Genomic DNA, 17,450 nt, shown 5'->3' with positions numbered 1-17,450 from the left:
ATCAAGCTCCCCCATTTTGTTTTACTTCAAGGTTTTCAATCCAAGCAATGACTTCATGCAGTTTGAACCCGATAGCTCGTTCCCCCAACAAAACGCGATTTGGGAACTTTCCTTCGGCTATACGGCGGTAGATAGTTGGACGTGATAGACCTGTTAAGTGAATGACTTCAGGTAAGCGAATAATTGAAATTGGGACTTGGGTATTCATGCGTTCTCCTAATGTGCTGTAACTTCTAATAGGAGATTAATAAGGTCTTTGAATTGAGGTAAGACGGAAAAAAAGGAGGGAGATTAATTCCCCCCTTATAGTGAATAACTGATTCTATTGTTTACGAATAAGGTCTTTGTATAGTGTCTGGTATTTCGCCAAGTATTCTTGGTCTTTTGTATTCATGTAGTAGTTTCTAATTTCTGTTAGCGTGCTACTTCCATCAATTATTGTCGAGGCTTGCAAACCCTCCTCATAAGCTTTTGCTACTCGAATTGCATGAAACTCAATCGTTACTGATGCTTTACCAATAGCATCATTGTGGCAAAACTCCCTATCAGGAAAAGGGCTGATTCCTAACTCATCAAGCTTTTTTATATGCACGCGAATTGCTTTAGTATCAATGCCTAGAGCCTGTTGTGCTTTTTTTTTGCTACCTAACAAAACGCAAATAGCCCAAACGAAAGTAGAATCAGAAAGTAGTTTTTCTGGGCGACCTAATCTAGCTTTTTTATCTGGAGCTCTTTTTATCAAGTTATTCAGCATTTGAATGTAGAATCGATGTTCGGGGGCTAGATAGCTTGGAGGGCTTTTTAAAAACTCGAACAGTTCATCTTCATATTCAAGAAAAATTTCGTCCTCTACGAATTGTGTTATCTCTATGCTTGTTTCTTTAGCAACACCATCTTTTTGATCGTGAACTTCCGATGCAGTTACTTTGCTAGGATTAATATCTATATATGTTTGTTTACTCATCGCCAACAACCCTTAGAGATTTGTAACCTGTTACAGATAGCGAACCTTGTGAGGCTTGTTCGATATGGTTACTCCACCACTTCATCATTGGTCGTCTACGTTCTAGGTAGTCTGTACGATTGTATGCTCGTCTTACTTCATTTTTATCTACGTGAGCAAGCGCAGCTTCAATTAAATCAGAGTCAAAACCTTGTTCATTGAGAGTGGTACTAGCTATTGAACGGAGACCATGACTTACTAATCGCCCAGCAAATCCCATACGTTTTAAGGCTGCATTTGCTGTTTGGCTGTTAGTTGGCTGTTTAGGATCACGATCAGCAGGGAATACAAATTCACGGTGTCCGCTTATTGGCTTCATTGATTCCAAGATAGCGATCATTTGCGGTGTCAGCGGTATAGAGTGTTCTTTTCTCTTTTTCATTCGTTCAGCAGGAATCAACCACTGGTTGTTTTCAAGGTCAATTTCGTTCCACTTAGCGCCAGCAGCTTCATTTGGACGTGTCATGGTATGTAACTGCCATTCGATAAGTGATCGAGTAGTGCGCTTAATGCTGGCGTTAGCAATCGCAGCCATAAGTTCAGGTAGCTCGGCAGGTGCTAAAGCTTTCATGTTCTCTTTTTTTGGCTTCTTAAAAGCGGCTCTAATACCCGAGAGAGGATTAGCTGGTGCTAGTCCGCAGTTTACCGAGTGATCCATAATTTCATTTAGACGTTGAGTCACTCGTTTAACCGTTTCTAGGCTACCTTTAGCCTCTACAGGCCGAAGGAGCTCAATAACCATTGGTGCGGTGATTTTAGATATTGGAGTCTTGGATAGGGCAGGAAATACATAAAGCTCTAGAGAGCGCCAAATATCTTTAGCGTAGTTTTCAGTAACATCGTTACGCTTCACTTCAAACCACTCCGAAGCTACGTTGAAAAGTGTGTGCTCAATGATGGCTGCTTGTTCTTTATTTGATTTCTCGCGTGATTCTTTAGGGTCGATGCCGAGTGCAAGCTGTTCCTTAGCCTGTAGCGCCAACTTTCGGGCGTTGGCTAGGGTAAGGTTAGGGTATGTGCCTAAACCAAGGTTAATGCGTTTCTTGGTGATGGGGTGGTAGTAATTGAGATTCCATTGAGTCGTCCCATTTTTTCTGACTCGGAATTGCAAGCCTTCACCATCAGACAATACATAGTCTTTGTCTTTTGGTTTTGCTGCTTTAAGTTCTTTATCTGTTAAACGAGTAGTCTTGCGAGCCATGTTATCCCCTCAGATACGTTGTTTAGTATTCCAAAAATACGATTTCTTACTTGGAATACTAACTGGAATACTAAAGGCATGAGAGGTGTTGATATGTAATGAAATGCTACGATACGGCTAATGCGTTGATATATAAGGCTTTAAAAATAAAAACGGGACATCCTGAGATGTCCCGTTCCAAACGTTTGGTGGAGCTGGCGGGAGTTGAACCCGCGTCCAAAAATCATTCATCATTGGTACTACATGCTTAGTCGATCTTTAAATTCACCAAGTACCTGCGAACCGACACGCTAGTAAATGACTATCCTGAATTAAATTTCGAACTTCATCTCTCAGGCGGGAGAATCCGATCTAGCTAGTTTGGGTTTGACTCTTTGTAATTCCCCGTCTTACAAGCGGAAGCTAGGGCAAAGAGGCTCTCAGCAGGTTATTAAGCTGCTAGTGCGTAGTTTTCGTCGTTTGCGACTATTTTTTTGCGGCTTTTTACGTGGCCAACCGCCCCACGGCATGCACCTCAAACTGCAAAATTCTTGTCGAATCCTAAATCAGCCCCAAGTGTTATTTGCATAGTACCAGAAAAGCTTTGCCTGTCTAGCCTTGTGCGTTTAAGTGCTCAGAATTAACGCAGATTACTCTTCATAATCCGTGCTTTATCGCGAGCCCAGTCTTTTTCTTTCATATCTGTACGTTTGTCGTGTAGCTTTTTACCTTTTGCGACACCAATCTTCAGTTTCACCCAAGAGCGAGACCAATAAAGCGCCGTTGCAACAAGCGTCATACCTTCACGGTTAATACGACCAATAAGGTTATCGAGTTCTTTACGAGAGAGTAGTAGCTTACGTATACGCGTTGGGTTAGCAACAACGTGGGTAGAAGCTTGAGTGAGTGGTGTGATTGTCATGCCACTTACAAATGCTTCGCCGTCACGAATGTAAACATAGCTTTCTGCAATGTTGGTTTTGCCTTCACGCAGAGATTTTACTTCCCAGCCTTGTAGCTCCAAGCCAGCTTCAATTTCATCGTCGATAAAATATTCGTGGCGAGCTTTTTTGTTTTGAGCGATGGTATTGCTACCCGCTTTATTCTTTGATTTCTTTGCCATAGTGCCTGCATTATACGGCTTGGATTTCGGTTAGGAAATCCTTTATTTGCTCTAAGAGAGAATAAACGTAGAATTACAGTAATGATTGATTATGTAAAGCAGTACCGGAGTTAAGATGAAACAAGTGAGTCGTTCGGCATTAGTCTCGTTTAGTGCAGAGCAGATGTACGCCTTAGTGAATGATGTATCGAATTACCCGCAATTCCTACCAGGTTGCTCAGGCTCCAAGGTGTTGGAATCGTCAGAGACTGCAATGGTGGCATCGGTTGATGTCTCTAAAGCGGGTATTAGCAAGACATTCACAACGTCAAATCAGCTAACTCATGGTCAATCTATTATTATGAACTTAGTCGATGGGCCATTTAGCTCACTGACTGGTGGATGGTATTTTACCCCTCTTGATGAGAGTGCTTGTAAGGTTGAATTAAAGTTAGAATTTGAGTTTTCGAGCAAAATGGTCGAGCTTGCATTTGGCAAAATATTCAACGACTTGACGAGCAATATGGTGAATTCATTTACCAAGCGCGCAAAAGAGGTTTACAGCTGTTATGAGTATTGAGTCGGAAATGATCCACGTTGAAGTGGTTTATGCGCTTCCTGATGAGCAACGTGTCTTTACTTTAGTGGTGAACAAGTCGATGACGGTGGAGGAGATCATTGTTCAATCAGGCGTGCTTGCGCTTTATCCTGACATTGATCTCAAGAAGAATAAAGTGGGTGTGTTTAGTCGTAATGTAAAACTCGACGCAACGATACATGACAAAGACCGCATTGAAATCTATCGCCCGCTTCTAGCTGATCCTAAAGAGATCCGAAGAAAAAGGGCTGAGCAAGCCAAAGCTGCAAAAGAACAGTAGAATGAATTAAAAACGGCTCGTCATATGACGAGCCGTTTTTGTATTCGATAGTGTGAGTGATTAACTTAGTTAATGCTCTCAAAAAACTGATCGCTAGCAGGGAACTCACCTGCAATATCAACCAATGTTCCGGAAGGGTCAAAGTTTACGACTAGGTTCTGTTGTATCGACTCGTCGTGGCCAGCGGTGTGATGATAAATATAGTACCAAGTGTCTGGGTAACCATTCTCAATCAACATCGGAGAACCCATTACGTAGCGTACTTGCTCTTTTGTCATGCCAAATTTAAGTTGATCGACAGCTTCTTGCTCTACGTAATTGCCCTGATTAATGTCAATTCTATAAACCACTTTCTCTATCACAGAACAACCCGTTAGCATGGTGATTGCTAGCGGTGCGATGACTAACCATTTTTTCAACTGCATATCTTCTTTCTTAACAAGTAAACACTAAACTGCGGTGATAATAAACAACCTAAGCGCAGAAGTAAAAAACTCCTTCACCTTCGAACTGTTTCAGACCGCGAATTTAGAGATAGGTTGCAAAGAAAGTTAAAATAAAACGAATCGTGGAACTTATTGGGCCTAGCGTATTGCAAGGCCCTGAGACTTTTACGTTGATTACGCTGCAATCAATAGCTCTTTGGCGTTAGCCAGTGTCGATTGGGTGATTTCACTACCGCCCAATAAGCGCGCAAGCTCGGATATTCTTTCTTCAGTACCCAGTGTGTACATTTTCGTTTCTGTTTTTCCTGCTTTGGTCGCTTTGGCAACGAAGAGCTGCTGATGGCCACAACCAGCGACTTGGGGGAGGTGTGTCACACAAAGTACTTGAGTCGATTGGCCTAGTGTTCGTAGCATCTTGCCAACTACGGCTGCGGTAGGGCCACTAATACCGACATCAACTTCATCAAAGATTAAACTTGGTGTTTCAATTTTTTGAGCGGTAATAACTTGAATCGCGAGTGAGATACGCGACAGCTCACCACCAGAGGCGACTTTTGCAATTGGCTGGAGTGGTTGGCCCGGGTTTGTTGAAACCAAAAAGCAAACGGAGTCCATACCAAGTGGTGATGGATGTGTATTTTTGTTATCGACATCTATACAGAATTTGGCTTTTTCCATGCTTAATTCATGCATGCTCGCTGAAATCAGTTTATTGAGCTCTTTTGCGTAACGGCAGCGAGATTTGTGGAGTTTTTCTGATGCAGAGATAAATGCCTGATATTTGTTTTCTACTTCTTGTTCCAACTCTCCAAGCCGTTCATCAGAACAGTCCAATGCTTCAATTTGAGCGAGTAAGTCTTGATGATGCTGATACAGTTCGTCAGGCATTACGTGATGCTTTCGTGTAATAGACATGACTTTTGAAAAACGTTGTTCTACAAAGGCCATTCGGGCCGGATTAACGTCAATACAATCAAGGTAATTTCGCAGCTCAGCGTTTGCTTCTTCAAGCTGAATCATTGCTTCTGAGATCATATTTGGAAGCTCTGTCAGTTTTTCATCAAGCTCGGCTAATTGAATTAAGGACTGATTGGCTGATTGCAGAATACCAAGCGCATTAACTTCTTCACCCTCATAGATAAGCTCGATAGCTTGCTGACAGGTTGAGGCAAGTTCGCCACTATTGGAGAGTCGTTTGTGTTCTTGTTCGAGTTGTTCATACTCTTCCTCGCCAAGAGAGAGCTCGTTAAGCTCTTTAATTTGATATTCAAGCAGCTGTTTCTGGGCTTGGTTAGTGGCGCTGTTTTCTTTTAACTGCTTGAGATTGTTATCAGCCTGACGCCAATTTTGATAGGCATTTCGAGTGCTTTTTAATAGGTTTGTATGGCCTGCGTATTGATCAAGCATCGCCATTTGGTATTCACTTTTCATCAGCTGATGATGAGCGTGTTGACCATGAATGTTTATCAGCAATTGACCAAGAGACTTTAGTTGAGAAAGCGGGACAGGGCTGCCGTTAATAAAAGCTCTTGAACGGCCTTCTTTACTAATAATGCGGCGAAGTATGCAGTCGTTGCCTTCAAGAAGATCGTTATCTTCCAACCAGCGTGTGGCGTGTAGGTTATTTTCAAGAGAGAAAGCGGCACTCACTTCAGTTTTTTCTTCGCCTTGTCTTACCATTCCTGCTTCAGCACGGCCACCAAGACAAAGCCCTAAAGCATCAATAGCGATTGATTTACCCGCGCCGGTTTCACCAGTAATACTGGTCATCCCTTTAGAAAGCTCGAGCTGCAAAGATTTAACGATAGCGAAGTTGTTTACACTTAAATGAGCCAGCATCTTATTTACCTGTACAATTGAACAATACTGTATAAGAAAACAGTATATACTGTTTCTTTATACAGTAAAGTTGTACAGGTAAGTTATTTTTAAGATGTGACTACTTTGTGAGCAAGGTCAACTGAGGTCTAGATGCGAGATCTAAAACAGTTTGCTTGACCATCCAAGCTTGTTCCTAAGAACGTGATAGTAGCTGTAGTCTTTTGGATGTATCAGCTTTAACGCTGTAGGGCTTTGAAATATATGTATTTCATCCCCAGGGGAGACAGGGAGAGATATCTGCCCATCACAGCTAACTTCTTGTGTGCCTCTGTTATCTGGTGAGACGATTAACTTGATGCGGCTGTTTCCATCCACGACCAATGGTCGACTAGATAGCGTGTGTGGGAACATTGGCACTAAACTAATGGCATTTATGCTTGGGGATAGAATAGGGCCCCCGCCTGATAACGAGTAAGCGGTAGAGCCTGTTGGTGTAGAAACAATGAGTCCATCAGAACGCTGGGAAAACGCAAAAGTGTCATCAATGTAGACTTCAAACTCAATCATATGCGCCACTTGGCCGGGGTGTAATACGGCTTCGTTAAGTGCAGAGTTATGGCTTTTTACTTGACCATGTCGATGGATCTCGGTTTCTAGCAAAAAGCGGTTCTCAATTCTATATTCGCCGTTTAATACACTGAGTAAGTCTGACTGGAAGTTGTCAGGGTCTAAATCTGTTAAGAAGCCTAAATTACCTCTGTTCACTCCAATAACATTGATATCAAAGCGAGATAACACTCTCGCAGCGCCAAGCATGTTACCATCGCCGCCAACAACAATGGCTAAGTCGGCTTTTTTACCAAGTTCAATCAGGCTGGAAAAACTCTCTTTTGGAATATCATCAAGAATATCGGATAAACGGTCATCAATAAAAACGTGGTAACCTTCAGCTGTTAGCCATAGGTAGAGCTCTTTATGTGTTTGTATTGCTTGCTGATCTCGCGGTTTTCCGATGATGGCAATCACTTCAAAGCATTTTTTCATAGGTTTTCCAGGCTATTTAGACTTGAATCAAGAATCTTCATCCCCATAATAATGGCAAGTCACCCCTTTATGCGAATTTTTGTGCCCCTAAATGAGTAACAAAGAGTATAGGCGCACGTTTGATTGAATTCTGGAGATATCATGAGCAACGAAGAAAACAAAATGAAAGAAGAAGAACTAAAGAACACTGAAAACACAGAGCAAGAAGCTGATGTTGTTGGAAGCGATGCTGATATTGAATGGAATGAAGAGTTACAGCTAGACGAACAAGAAAGTAAGATTGCTCAACTTGAAGCGGCTTTATTAACGAGTGAAGCAAAAGTTCAAGAGCAACAAGACTCTGTATTGCGTGCAAAAGCAGAAGTAGAAAACATGCGTCGTCGTACTGAGCAAGAAATCGATAAAGCACGTAAGTACGCATTGAATAAGTTTGCTGAAGAGCTACTACCAGTTATTGATAATCTTGAGCGTGCCATTCAATCAGCTGATGCTGAGAACGAAGCGGTTAAACCTGTTCTTGAAGGTGTTGAAATGACACATAAGTCATTTGTTGATGTTGTTGCTAAATTTGGTTTGAAAGAGATCAACCCAGAAGGTGAAGCATTTAACCCTGAAATGCACCAGGCGATGTCTATTCAAGAGAGTGCAGATCATGAACCTAATTCCGTCATGTTCGTTATGCAAAAAGGTTACGAGCTAAACGGTCGAGTTATTCGCCCTGCAATGGTAATGGTGTCTAAGTAATAGCTACTACCTATTGTTATTTATGAAGAGGAGCAGAAGCTCCTCTTTTTTTTGCCTAGATGTAAACATTTTAACATTCTTTTCTCAAAATATTATCCACTGCCTTTCTTGTTTTTCTTCAGTGTCATGTGCTGATAATCTAAAGTATGTTGAAATTAATATCTATTTATTACATTTACCTGCAAGGTGGATGGTTCTTTTCTTTATGTTTTGTCTGTGTATTATGACTGCCTTCTCGGCGATAGACCGAGTTTATAACTAATTTTTAACATAAATGCACACACAACAACTGGAGTAGAATGATGGATAAGTCGCTCTCAAGCAAAATATTCGTAGGGCTTTTCGCTGGCCTTATGATCGGTACCGCAATTCAATACCTATTTAGCGGCGTCACTTTTATGGACACCTACCTGTTAGGGCTCGCTGACGGCGTTGGTACCATGTTCGTTGAAATGATCAAATTGATGGTTGTTCCATTAGTTTTCTTTTCAATTGTTTGCGGAATCGTCGATCTGAAAGATCTCACCTCTTTTGGTCGCTTAGGCAGTAAAACGTTTTCTCTTTACATTCTTAATACTGTCATTGCGATCGTTTTAGCGTTAACCATAGGAATGATTTTCCAACCGGGTGCTGGTGCGAACTTAGTGGCTTCGACTGGAAGCGCTGCTGAGTTTGTAACAACGGATACGCCGAATATTTTTAACCTAATCGTTAATATTGTTCCAAGTAACCCTGCTGCTGCATTCGCAAGTGGCGACATGCTACAAATCATCTTTATGGCGATTTTAGTGGGTATCGGCATTCAAGCGATGAAAGAACGCGGCGCACCGATCGCTAACGCATTTAAGCTTGGTAACGAGCTAATGATGAAGCTAATTGGCCTTGTGATGGGTCTTGCGCCTTACGGTGTATTTGCACTTATGATTAATTTGGGTGCAACGTTAGAAGCAAGCACATTAATGTCGGTTGCGGGCTATGTTGCTTTAGTTATTGCGATGCTGCTGTTCCAAATCTTTATCTTCTATCCAACAGTGGTTGCACTAACTACCAAGTGTTCGTCGAAAACATTCCTTCGCGCGGTTCGTGAGCAAATTCTTTTCTCACTTTCAACGGCAAGTTCAAACGCGACGATCCCTGTGACAATGCGCACTTTAACTGAGAAGTTAGGCGTGTCTAAATCGGTTGCTGGTTTTGGTGTTCCATTAGGTGCAACGATGAACATGGCGGGTGTGTCTGTTTATATTGCTTTAGCGACTATTTTTGTGGCGAATGCGTTTGGACAGCCAATTGTTACCGCTGACCTGTTTACGCTTGGTTTCACTATTTTGCTTCTGTCAATTGGTGCAGGCGGTGTTCCTGGTGGTGGTGTGGTTATGGTTGGTGTTCTACTGCATCAACTAGGTTTACCACCTGAAGGTCTTGCAATCATCGCTGCGGTAGACCGTATCAACGACATGTTCTGTACGTCATCTAACGTTGTTGGTGACACGGCTGTGAATACGATTGTTGCTCAATCAGAAGGTGAGGTTGCTGAAAATGAAGCTGTTGCAGAGCCTTCACGCGCCACTGCTTAAGAAAGCTTAGTGATTGAATCTAAAAGCAGAGCCGTTTGGCTCTGTTTTTTTATGCGAGAAATATAATAACTTTTTTTGTATCAACCCTTGAAATGGGATTTAGCGCCCTTATCTATGGTGCATACAAAACAAAGATTCATTTTTTGTTTATTCGTAAGGGTTGAAAGCCCAGTATCTATCCCCCACATAGGGGATATAGAAAATCAAAATAGAATTAATTCGGAGATCGCCTGATGGGTAAAATCATTGGTATTGACTTAGGTACTACTAACTCTTGTGTTGCTGTTCTTGACGGTGACAAGCCACGCGTAATTGAAAATGCAGAAGGTGAGCGTACAACTGCTTCAGTTATCGCATACACCGACGGTGAAACACTAGTAGGTCAGCCTGCAAAACGTCAAGCGGTAACTAACCCAACTAACACGCTATTTGCTATTAAGCGTCTTATTGGTCGTCGTTTTGAAGACGAAGAAGTACAACGCGACATCAAAATCATGCCATTTAACATTGTTAAAGCTGATAACGGTGATGCTTGGGTTGAAGCGCAAGGCCAACAAATGGCTGCTCCTCAAGTTTCTGCAGAAGTACTAAAGAAAATGAAGAAAACAGCTGAAGACTTCCTAGGTGAGGAAGTAACTGGCGCTGTTATCACTGTACCTGCTTACTTTAACGATGCTCAGCGTCAAGCAACAAAAGATGCTGGCCGTATCGCAGGTCTAGAAGTTAAACGTATCATCAACGAACCAACAGCGGCTGCACTAGCTTACGGTCTTGATAAGAAAGGCGGCGACCGCACTATCGCTGTTTACGACCTTGGTGGTGGTACATTCGATATCTCAATCATCGAGATTGACGAAGTTGAAGGCGAGAAGACATTTGAAGTACTAGCGACTAACGGTGACACTCACCTAGGTGGCGAAGACTTTGATAACCGTCTAATCAACTACTTAGTAGACGAGTTCAACAAAGAGCAAGGTATCGATCTTAAGAACGACCCTCTTGCAATGCAACGTGTTAAAGAAGCAGCAGAGAAAGCGAAAATTGAACTTTCTTCAGCACAGCAAACTGACGTAAACCTACCTTACGTTACTGCTGATGCAACTGGTCCTAAGCACATGAACGTTAAAGTAACTCGCGCGAAACTAGAATCTCTAGTTGAAGACCTAGTACAACGTTCTCTTGAGCCACTTAAAGTTGCTCTAGCTGATGCTGACCTATCTGTTGGTGACATCGATGATGTTATCCTAGTTGGTGGTCAAACTCGTATGCCAATGGTTCAAGCTAAAGTTACTGATTTCTTCGGCAAAGAGCCGCGTAAAGATGTAAACGCTGATGAAGCGGTTGCAATGGGTGCTGCTGTTCAAGGTGGTGTTCTAGCTGGTGACGTTAAAGACGTACTTCTTCTAGATGTAACTCCTCTATCTCTTGGTATCGAGACGATGGGTGGCGTAATGACTAAGCTAGTTGAGAAGAACACGACGATCCCAACGAAAGCGAACCAAACGTTCTCTACTGCAGAAGACAACCAAAACGCGGTAACTATCCACGTTCTTCAAGGTGAGCGTAAGCAAGCGACTTACAACAAGTCTCTTGGTCAGTTCAACCTAGAAGGCATCCAAGCTGCACCACGTGGCATGCCTCAAATCGAAGTAACTTTCGACCTTGATGCGGATGGTATCCTACACGTTTCTGCTAAAGATAAGCAGACAGGTAAAGAGCAGAAGATCACTATCCAAGCTTCAGGCGGCCTAAGCGACGACGAAATCGAGAAAATGGTTCAAGAAGCAGAAGCGAACAAAGAAGCGGACAAAAAGTTCGAAGAGCTAGCAACTGCACGTAACCAAGCTGACCAAATGATTCACGGTACTCAGAAGCAAGTAGAAGAAGCTGGTGAAGCTCTACCTGCAGAAGATAAAGAGAAGATTGAAGCAGCAATTGCAGAACTTGAAACAGCGAAGAAAGGCGACGACAAAGAAGCTATCGACGCGAAAGTACAAGCGCTAATGGAAGCTTCTCAAAAGCTAATGGAGATTGCTCAGCAGAAAGCTCAAGCTGAACAAGCTCAAGGCGGCGAAGAAGCAGGCCAACAGCAAGCTCAAGACGAAGACGTTGTAGACGCTGAGTTCGAAGAAGTTAAAGAAGATAAGAAGTAATTCTATCTTCTCAGGAAGTGATGATTACTTTTAATCTAACTTCCTGATTTTATGTGTCTTTATTAAGATAAAGGCACATCTAGATATCAATGCGGGCGTTTGAGGCAACTCATACGCCCGTATGTTTGTCCTGAAGTATCTATATAGCTAAATGTCTTGCTAACCCGGTTAAGTGGTCAGTATTTATCAAAGCCTTTAGCTATATCGATACAACAGCAAGGGGTGTAGAGCCGCTTGTAGCATTAAATTGGTGACCAATAGCATGTCAAAACGTGATTTTTATGAAGTATTAGGCGTCAGTCGTGACGCATCTGAACGTGATATCAAAAAGGCGTATAAGCGCTTAGCGATGAAATACCACCCTGACCGTAATCAAGGTGATGACACTTCAGATGAGAAGTTTAAAGAAGTAAAAGAAGCGTACGAAATTTTGACTGATGCTCAAAAGAAAGCAGCGTATGACCAATATGGCCATGCCGCATTTGAGCAAGGTGGAATGGGTGGCGGCGGCTTCGGTGGCGGCGGTCAAGGTGACTTCGGTGACATCTTTGGCGATGTTTTCGGTGATATCTTCGGCGGTGGTCGTCGTGGTGGCGGTGGTCAACGTGCACAGCGCGGTGCCGACCTTCGCTACAACATGGAGCTCACTTTAGAAGAAGCGGTAAAAGGTGTTTCTAAAGAGATTGAGATTCCAACACTAGTGCATTGTGATACGTGTGATGGCAATGGTGCTAAGAAAGGCTCTTCTCCTGAGACATGTGGTACGTGTCACGGTCATGGCCAAGTTCAAATGCGTCAAGGCTTCTTTGCTGTTCAGCAAACGTGTCCTAGCTGTAATGGTAAAGGCAAGATCATTAAAGATCCTTGTAACTCATGTCACGGTCAAGGTCGCAAGCAAAAGACTAAGACACTTAACGTTAAAATCCCATCTGGTGTTGATACTGGCGATCGTATTCGCTTATCAGGTGAAGGCGAAGCGGGCGATATGGGCGCACCAGCAGGCGATCTGTACGTTCAGGTTCATGTAAAAGAGCACAATATCTTTGAGCGTGACGGCAACAACCTATACTGTGAAGTGCCAGTTAGCTTCTCTATGGCGGCGTTAGGTGGTGAAGTGGAAGTCCCAACTCTTGATGGGCGTGTTAACTTGAAAGTGCCAGATGAGACACAAACAGGCCGCATGTTCCGTATGCGCGGCAAAGGCGTTAAAGGCGTTCGTGGCGGCGGTGTTGGTGACTTAATTGTGAAACTTGTGGTGGAAACACCAGTTAAGCTAAGTTCTCGTCAAAAAGAACTGTTACGTGAGTTTGAAGATACCTGTGGTGGCGAAGCGGCGAACAAACACAAGCCGAAGTCTGAAGGTTTTTTCAATGGCGTTAAGAAGTTTTTTGACGACCTAACGAGCTAGAGACAGCCGACGTATTTTCTAGCTAAAAAAATACCTAAAGGGCCTGCTATATTGCAGGTCTTTTTTGTATCTAGCATTCTGATTTTTAACTCGATTCCTCTACCGATCTATTGTTAAACGACCAAATTTTTCAAAGTGCTGTTAGTCTAGCGTCATAATTTTGTTTGCTTTATCAGCAGCTGTAAAAGCTGCGTCAATATTCATTTCTATTTACCTAATTATGCCTAACTCCTGATAGTCTCGTCGCTTTCAAATATCCGAAATTGAAGGTGAGATGTGAACATCGTTAGAAAAACAATGCTAGTGGTTGGGCTTTGCTTAGCAAGTCTTACTGCGAAGGCTGATACGGCAGTGGGGCTTTTTGTTGGCGAACCATTTTGGGGGCTAGAATTCAAACATAATGATATTCGGTTCAATCTAAGTCTCGATGATCAATTTGGTTTGGGGGCCAACAAATCGTTTCAAGTTTCTAATACGCCGTTGTATTTATTTGTCGGTGGCCAATATATTGACCGTAATACACATTATATGGCTGTCACCTCAGGAATAGGCGCTGAATTAAGGGTAAAGCCGATGGGGTTCTATATCGATGTGGGACCGAATTTATACCTTGATGAAATGCAATTTGAATTAGAAGCTAAAGCGGGTTTGAGAGTCTATTTTTAGTTATCTCTTTTAAGTTTTAAATCTTTTCAGCTTTTAATTAGAAAGCGTAACTTAATTCATTTTAGTTACGTTTTTTTGTTCATAGTTCTTATTTACCAACAATCTACAGGGATTCTTTGACCTTTAGAATCCAATTTCATTACTTGATCGTTATCTAAGCAATCATCGTTATGTTGCCCTTTCGTCGTCTGCGCAGTAGCAACGATGGTATAGGGCGTTGTCGCTGAACTTGCCACCGAAAATTGATACCTATCAGTATCACTGTCGCATATCGTACAGCTCCCTCCTGAGATGAGATTAGACCAATCATAGCTTCCTTGATAGCTCTCTTCTAACAGAAGCTGCATACGCAACATATCAGCTTTAGCTGTCGTTCTATGGGCTTTTAGGATGTGGTCAGTATAACGAGGGTAAGCAATGGTTGCTAAGATCGTAACGATAGAGATAGTGAGCAATAATTCGATCAGCGTCATTCCAAGTGCTCTTTTTTTGTAGAGATTACAGTTGATTAATTGAATCATCACGAGTTGTCCTGAGATATTTTACCCCTATTTTTATGAGCTGTTAGCATCAGCGCAAGTGAATTAGATTATAAACAACGAATTTCATAGGAAGTTGGGAAATGACTCGCGGGTTTACTTTGTTAGAGTTGGTGATAACGATTAGTTTGTGTGGAATTCTTCTCGCTTTTGCCGCACCTAGTTTTAGTTATTTAGTGTCAATGAGCAAGATGAAGCGATTGGCAACAGAGGTTAATGGCTTCATTATTCAGGCTAAATCCGAAACCGTTCTGAGAAATAAAAAGCTGTATGCCCACTTTTCGATTGCTGAAAATACCGAAAATTCGACCGGAGCATGGAGTATTACTCTAGCGGACTCTGATGATCTAGATACCGCCAACCATATCGCCTATTTCGATGGTAGACCCTTTCATGGTCTAAAAGTTGAGCATACCTATAGTTCTCAGCAAATTGTGTTTGACGAAATTAGAGGAAGGCCAAAGTCGGGCAGTTTCTTTTTTAAGCCTATTCAGAACGGATCTAACCAACTTGCACTCAAAACTTCTAACCCACCAGGAAGAGTCAAAGTGTGCGGTATAGGAGGGGAGCATTATGGCTATAAAAGCTGCTAAGCATCAGAAGGGCATTGCAATGATTGAAGTGATGGTCTCTGCGCTTATTGGAATTATTGCGCTTGGTATTATCGGCTCGGTATTTCTCACAGGACAGAAAATTGCTAAAGAGCGCACTCTTGAGTTACTCGTTTTACAGAGTTTAATGAGCACAAGTTCCATGATGAGAGCGGATATGCAAAGAGCAGGATTTGATGGTGGTTCTGGAAACTCTCTCACACTTCAAGGAGCGACCAGTACAGTTGCAGTAAGTGGGGCAAGCATCGGTTTTGTTTACTACTTACCAAACATAAACAAGTACCAGAATATTAAATATAGGTTAAGTGATGGCTCTCTTTATAGCTGTGAAAGAAAGGACATGGTTATCGCATCGTTAGATAACTTAACAGGATGCGCAAACTTGCTCGATCAAAATATTATGAAGGTCGTATCCATGGCAATAACGACAACACCTTTGGTTACCAGCAGCGCAACCAATTTATTAACTCATGTTTACCTAGAAGCTGAACTACTTGATGGTGGATATAACCAGTCTGTTTCGATGGCAATCAAGCAAAGGAACTGGCTATGAAAAATGGAATGGTATGTATTGATGGGTTAAAGGCTCAACGAGGTGCAACGGCATTGCTCGTCACGGCGTTACTTTTAATGGGCGCGTTAGCTTTTGCGCTAGGATCCTATCGAGGTGTGTTCTACCAGATAAAAGTCGCCAATAACCAAATTGATGCTCGGAAAGCACATTGGCGTGCAGAGGGAGGGCTAGAGTGCGGGTTTAGCTCGATCGTACTCAATAATGACACTAGCATCCCAATTGATTTAAACACGACCTGCTCTGATATGGATCTTGTTTATCTTCAAGCCAGCAGTGCTGATCCAGAAAGACTTATCGCAAAGTATGGTAATAGAGAAATTGGTAAGACGATTGTTTTTACGAGTGACTCGGGGGCGGGCGCAATTAAGTCAACGTCTGATTTAGTTGTATTTGGTAATGCAGAATTTCCACCTCCAGACCCAGGAGAGAAAAATAGTGACGGTATGTATGAATGTGTAGCCGTGGTTGTCCGGAGCAATATCATTATTAAAGGGAACATAAGTAACCAAGGTGTAGGGAGTACAATATCTAAACCAAGTGAAGACTTTGATAATAGTTCTGATTGTGCTCCTTCCCATAAGACAGGTATTGGAGGAATCAATGGTATTTGGCAGGATGCGAGTAATAACTATGTCTCAACAGGTGTGAAACTAGACTTCCAACGAGATGAAACACTTAATCCATTTACAACGAAATTTGATTTTGAGCGTGGAGATTGGGAGCAGGTAAGAGACCATCCTGATTTTGAGTTCCTTAGTTACACCATGCTAGGCAATGATGTTGATTGTGTAGCGAAGTTTAAAGCGGACTTAGTCACAGGCCAACCCAATAAGGTCTGGATTGATGGGAGCTGTGAATTTGATCAGTCGGCTATAGACGAAATTACAGCTATTCAGTCAACCAATTCTGGGACGTATTTATTCTTGCTCGTTCATAATGGCGTTTTGGGTATACGAGGTTCTGGTTCAATTGAAGGTATTGTCTTTCATTTTACTGAAAACTTTGCTGCAAATCCTGAACATTGGGATGCTTTCTCTACGACTCTTCAGGCTGACCTGAATGCCAATTTTACTGATCCGATTGAGACTGTTTATGGCGCAACGACAACATTAACACCCAAACATGCAACGTATCTTCAATCGGGCTCATTCAAGTTTACTGGGGGAATGATATTTGATACACAAGGGCAAATGGCTCTTTTCAATAACTCAATGCGACTTCAATATAACAGTGATATCACTGAGAGTTTTGTTTTTTCAGCGAAACCAAAGTGGAAAGAGGGGTCTTGGAGTGATCACTAAACAGAAAGGTTTCAACTTAATTGAGGTAATGGTGGCCTTTATTCTTATTGGGGTTGCTTCTTTAGGTCTTGTTAAGCTTCAGATCTACGTGGAAGCGAGGGCAGAACAGGCTAAAACGAGTTTAAAAGCTCTGTATATGATTGAGTCACAGTTAGAGTATTTTCGTCAAAGAGGAGTATCGTCGGCAAGCTCAAGCTACTCATTTATTAATATGCACGATGAATGCAATGCAATGATTGAGAATAGTGCCACGCTAGATGTTCAGCTCACTTGTCAATCGACACTGAGTTTAAGTGATACGGTTAGTTCAATATCAATAAAGGGGTATTGGCATGATCGTTATCAACAAGATAAAGAAGTAAACATTGTGACAATGTTATCTAAATATAGCGAGTTCGATTAAATG

The 17,450-nt window shown here is 42.2% G+C and carries 19 protein-coding genes and 1 other RNA gene; 11 read left to right on the top strand and 9 right to left on the bottom strand.

The window, feature by feature from the left end; genetic code table 11:
* Nucleotide 1 precedes the first annotated feature (1 nt).
* From KP803_RS19075 to smpB, 5 genes are all read right to left on the bottom strand, one after another.
* Entirely contained in the window at nt 2-208 is a 207-nt protein-coding gene (locus KP803_RS19075; protein ID WP_248010440.1) for a helix-turn-helix transcriptional regulator, read from the bottom strand.
* 114 nt (nt 209-322) lie between these two features.
* Nucleotides 323-964 carry a hypothetical protein gene (locus KP803_RS19070; RefSeq protein ID WP_248010439.1) on the bottom strand — a complete coding sequence of 214 codons (642 nt, stop codon included), beginning with the start codon at nt 962-964 and terminating at the stop codon, nt 323-325.
* Nucleotides 957-2,204: an integrase domain-containing protein gene (locus tag KP803_RS19065; protein ID WP_248010438.1), complete on the bottom strand. Its 1,248-nt coding sequence runs from the start codon at nt 2,202-2,204 to the stop codon at nt 957-959. The genes KP803_RS19070 and KP803_RS19065 overlap by 8 nt, the downstream gene beginning before the upstream one ends.
* A gap of 186 nt (nt 2,205-2,390) precedes the next feature.
* Nucleotides 2,391-2,757, bottom strand: a transfer-messenger RNA (tmRNA) gene (gene ssrA, locus KP803_RS19060).
* 66 nt (nt 2,758-2,823) lie between these two features.
* Nucleotides 2,824-3,306 (bottom strand): SsrA-binding protein SmpB, encoded by a 483-nt coding sequence (gene smpB / locus KP803_RS19055; RefSeq protein ID WP_102404186.1) that lies wholly within the window; start codon nt 3,304-3,306, stop codon nt 2,824-2,826.
* A gap of 115 nt (nt 3,307-3,421) precedes the next feature.
* On the opposite strand from smpB, the gene KP803_RS19050 reads away from it, so the two are divergent.
* Together KP803_RS19050 and KP803_RS19045 are read left to right on the top strand one after the other, a co-directional pair.
* Nucleotides 3,422-3,865: an SRPBCC family protein gene (locus KP803_RS19050; protein ID WP_248010437.1), complete on the top strand. Its 444-nt coding sequence runs from the start codon at nt 3,422-3,424 to the stop codon at nt 3,863-3,865.
* On the top strand, nt 3,855-4,163 hold the full coding sequence (locus tag KP803_RS19045; RefSeq protein WP_248010436.1) for an RnfH family protein: 309 nt from the start codon (nt 3,855-3,857) through the stop codon (nt 4,161-4,163). Before KP803_RS19050 ends, KP803_RS19045 begins: the two co-directional genes overlap by 11 nt.
* Before the next feature lie 65 nt (nt 4,164-4,228).
* On the opposite strand, the gene bamE is transcribed toward KP803_RS19045, so the two are convergent.
* The 3 genes from bamE to nadK form a co-directional block, all read right to left on the bottom strand.
* Entirely contained in the window at nt 4,229-4,588 is a 360-nt protein-coding gene (gene bamE / locus KP803_RS19040) for an outer membrane protein assembly factor BamE (RefSeq protein WP_248010435.1), read from the bottom strand.
* Nucleotides 4,589-4,783: 195 nt separating this feature from the next.
* Nucleotides 4,784-6,448 (bottom strand): DNA repair protein RecN, encoded by a 1,665-nt coding sequence (gene recN, locus KP803_RS19035; RefSeq protein WP_248010434.1) that lies wholly within the window; start codon nt 6,446-6,448, stop codon nt 4,784-4,786.
* 141 nt (nt 6,449-6,589) lie between these two features.
* A complete protein-coding gene (gene nadK, locus KP803_RS19030) occupies nt 6,590-7,474 on the bottom strand; it encodes an NAD(+) kinase (RefSeq protein WP_248010433.1) in 885 nt (294 codons plus the stop codon).
* A gap of 141 nt (nt 7,475-7,615) precedes the next feature.
* On the opposite strand from nadK, the gene grpE reads away from it, so the two are divergent.
* From grpE to KP803_RS19005, 5 genes are all read left to right on the top strand, one after another.
* Entirely contained in the window at nt 7,616-8,218 is a 603-nt protein-coding gene (grpE, locus tag KP803_RS19025) for a nucleotide exchange factor GrpE (protein WP_248010432.1), read from the top strand.
* Between the two features lie 302 nt (nt 8,219-8,520).
* A complete protein-coding gene (locus KP803_RS19020) occupies nt 8,521-9,792 on the top strand; it encodes a dicarboxylate/amino acid:cation symporter (RefSeq protein ID WP_248010480.1) in 1,272 nt (423 codons plus the stop codon).
* 233 nt (nt 9,793-10,025) lie between these two features.
* A complete protein-coding gene (gene dnaK, locus KP803_RS19015; protein ID WP_248010431.1) occupies nt 10,026-11,945 on the top strand; it encodes a molecular chaperone DnaK in 1,920 nt (639 codons plus the stop codon).
* Between the two features lie 262 nt (nt 11,946-12,207).
* Nucleotides 12,208-13,353 carry a molecular chaperone DnaJ gene (gene dnaJ, locus KP803_RS19010; protein WP_248010430.1) on the top strand — a complete coding sequence of 382 codons (1,146 nt, stop codon included), beginning with the start codon at nt 12,208-12,210 and terminating at the stop codon, nt 13,351-13,353.
* A 276-nt stretch (nt 13,354-13,629) separates the two neighbouring features.
* Nucleotides 13,630-14,019 carry a hypothetical protein gene (locus KP803_RS19005; RefSeq protein WP_248010429.1) on the top strand — a complete coding sequence of 130 codons (390 nt, stop codon included), beginning with the start codon at nt 13,630-13,632 and terminating at the stop codon, nt 14,017-14,019.
* A gap of 92 nt (nt 14,020-14,111) precedes the next feature.
* Here KP803_RS19005 and KP803_RS19000 read toward each other — a convergent pair whose 3' ends face one another.
* Entirely contained in the window at nt 14,112-14,540 is a 429-nt protein-coding gene (locus KP803_RS19000; protein ID WP_248010428.1) for a type IV pilin protein, read from the bottom strand.
* 101 nt (nt 14,541-14,641) lie between these two features.
* Between KP803_RS19000 and KP803_RS18995 the strand changes: the two genes are divergently transcribed.
* From KP803_RS18995 to KP803_RS18980, 4 genes are read left to right on the top strand one after another with little or no spacing between them, the layout of a single operon-like run.
* Nucleotides 14,642-15,151, top strand: a complete 510-nt coding sequence (locus tag KP803_RS18995) for a pilus assembly FimT family protein (protein ID WP_248010427.1) — start codon at nt 14,642-14,644, stop codon at nt 15,149-15,151.
* The gene (locus tag KP803_RS18990; RefSeq protein ID WP_248010426.1) at nt 15,132-15,722 is read left to right on the top strand and encodes a hypothetical protein; all 591 of its coding nucleotides are present in this window, start codon (nt 15,132-15,134) and stop codon (nt 15,720-15,722) included. Before KP803_RS18995 ends, KP803_RS18990 begins: the two co-directional genes overlap by 20 nt.
* Nucleotides 15,719-17,044, top strand: coding sequence for a hypothetical protein (locus KP803_RS18985; RefSeq protein WP_248010425.1), 1,326 nt, complete (start codon nt 15,719-15,721; stop codon nt 17,042-17,044). The genes KP803_RS18990 and KP803_RS18985 overlap by 4 nt, the downstream gene beginning before the upstream one ends.
* Nucleotides 17,034-17,447 carry a type IV pilus modification PilV family protein gene (locus tag KP803_RS18980; RefSeq protein ID WP_248010424.1) on the top strand — a complete coding sequence of 138 codons (414 nt, stop codon included), beginning with the start codon at nt 17,034-17,036 and terminating at the stop codon, nt 17,445-17,447. The genes KP803_RS18985 and KP803_RS18980 overlap by 11 nt, the downstream gene beginning before the upstream one ends.
* The last annotated feature ends 3 nt before the right edge of the window (nt 17,448-17,450 follow it).

Origin of the sequence: Vibrio amylolyticus (genome assembly GCF_023145695.1) — a bacterium.
In the GTDB taxonomy this organism is placed as follows: Bacteria; Pseudomonadota; Gammaproteobacteria; order Enterobacterales; family Vibrionaceae; genus Vibrio; species Vibrio amylolyticus.
Note: the sequence above shows the minus strand (reverse complement) of the source record. Positions and strands in the feature narration are given on the sequence as shown.

What these genes read in the sequence shown, in the direction of transcription:
- KP803_RS19020 (WP_248010480.1), top strand. Translation starts at nt 8,521, where the DNA reads ATGGATAAGTCGCTCTCAAGCAAAATATTCGTAGGGCTTTTCGCTGGC.
- KP803_RS19065 (WP_248010438.1), bottom strand. Translation starts at nt 2,204, where the DNA reads ATGGCTCGCAAGACTACTCGTTTAACAGATAAAGAACTTAAAGCAGCA.
- dnaJ (WP_248010430.1), top strand. Translation starts at nt 12,208, where the DNA reads ATGTCAAAACGTGATTTTTATGAAGTATTAGGCGTCAGTCGTGACGCA.
- recN (WP_248010434.1), bottom strand. Translation starts at nt 6,448, where the DNA reads ATGCTGGCTCATTTAAGTGTAAACAACTTCGCTATCGTTAAATCTTTG.
- KP803_RS19070 (WP_248010439.1), bottom strand. Translation starts at nt 964, where the DNA reads ATGAGTAAACAAACATATATAGATATTAATCCTAGCAAAGTAACTGCA.
- KP803_RS18985 (WP_248010425.1), top strand. Translation starts at nt 15,719, where the DNA reads ATGAAAAATGGAATGGTATGTATTGATGGGTTAAAGGCTCAACGAGGT.
- grpE (WP_248010432.1), top strand. Translation starts at nt 7,616, where the DNA reads ATGAGCAACGAAGAAAACAAAATGAAAGAAGAAGAACTAAAGAACACT.
- KP803_RS19050 (WP_248010437.1), top strand. Translation starts at nt 3,422, where the DNA reads ATGAAACAAGTGAGTCGTTCGGCATTAGTCTCGTTTAGTGCAGAGCAG.
- dnaK (WP_248010431.1), top strand. Translation starts at nt 10,026, where the DNA reads ATGGGTAAAATCATTGGTATTGACTTAGGTACTACTAACTCTTGTGTT.
- nadK (WP_248010433.1), bottom strand. Translation starts at nt 7,474, where the DNA reads ATGAAAAAATGCTTTGAAGTGATTGCCATCATCGGAAAACCGCGAGAT.
- bamE (WP_248010435.1), bottom strand. Translation starts at nt 4,588, where the DNA reads ATGCAGTTGAAAAAATGGTTAGTCATCGCACCGCTAGCAATCACCATG.
- KP803_RS19000 (WP_248010428.1), bottom strand. Translation starts at nt 14,540, where the DNA reads ATGATTCAATTAATCAACTGTAATCTCTACAAAAAAAGAGCACTTGGA.
- KP803_RS18990 (WP_248010426.1), top strand. Translation starts at nt 15,132, where the DNA reads ATGGCTATAAAAGCTGCTAAGCATCAGAAGGGCATTGCAATGATTGAA.
- KP803_RS18995 (WP_248010427.1), top strand. Translation starts at nt 14,642, where the DNA reads ATGACTCGCGGGTTTACTTTGTTAGAGTTGGTGATAACGATTAGTTTG.
- KP803_RS19045 (WP_248010436.1), top strand. Translation starts at nt 3,855, where the DNA reads ATGAGTATTGAGTCGGAAATGATCCACGTTGAAGTGGTTTATGCGCTT.
- KP803_RS19075 (WP_248010440.1), bottom strand. Translation starts at nt 208, where the DNA reads ATGAATACCCAAGTCCCAATTTCAATTATTCGCTTACCTGAAGTCATT.
- smpB (WP_102404186.1), bottom strand. Translation starts at nt 3,306, where the DNA reads ATGGCAAAGAAATCAAAGAATAAAGCGGGTAGCAATACCATCGCTCAA.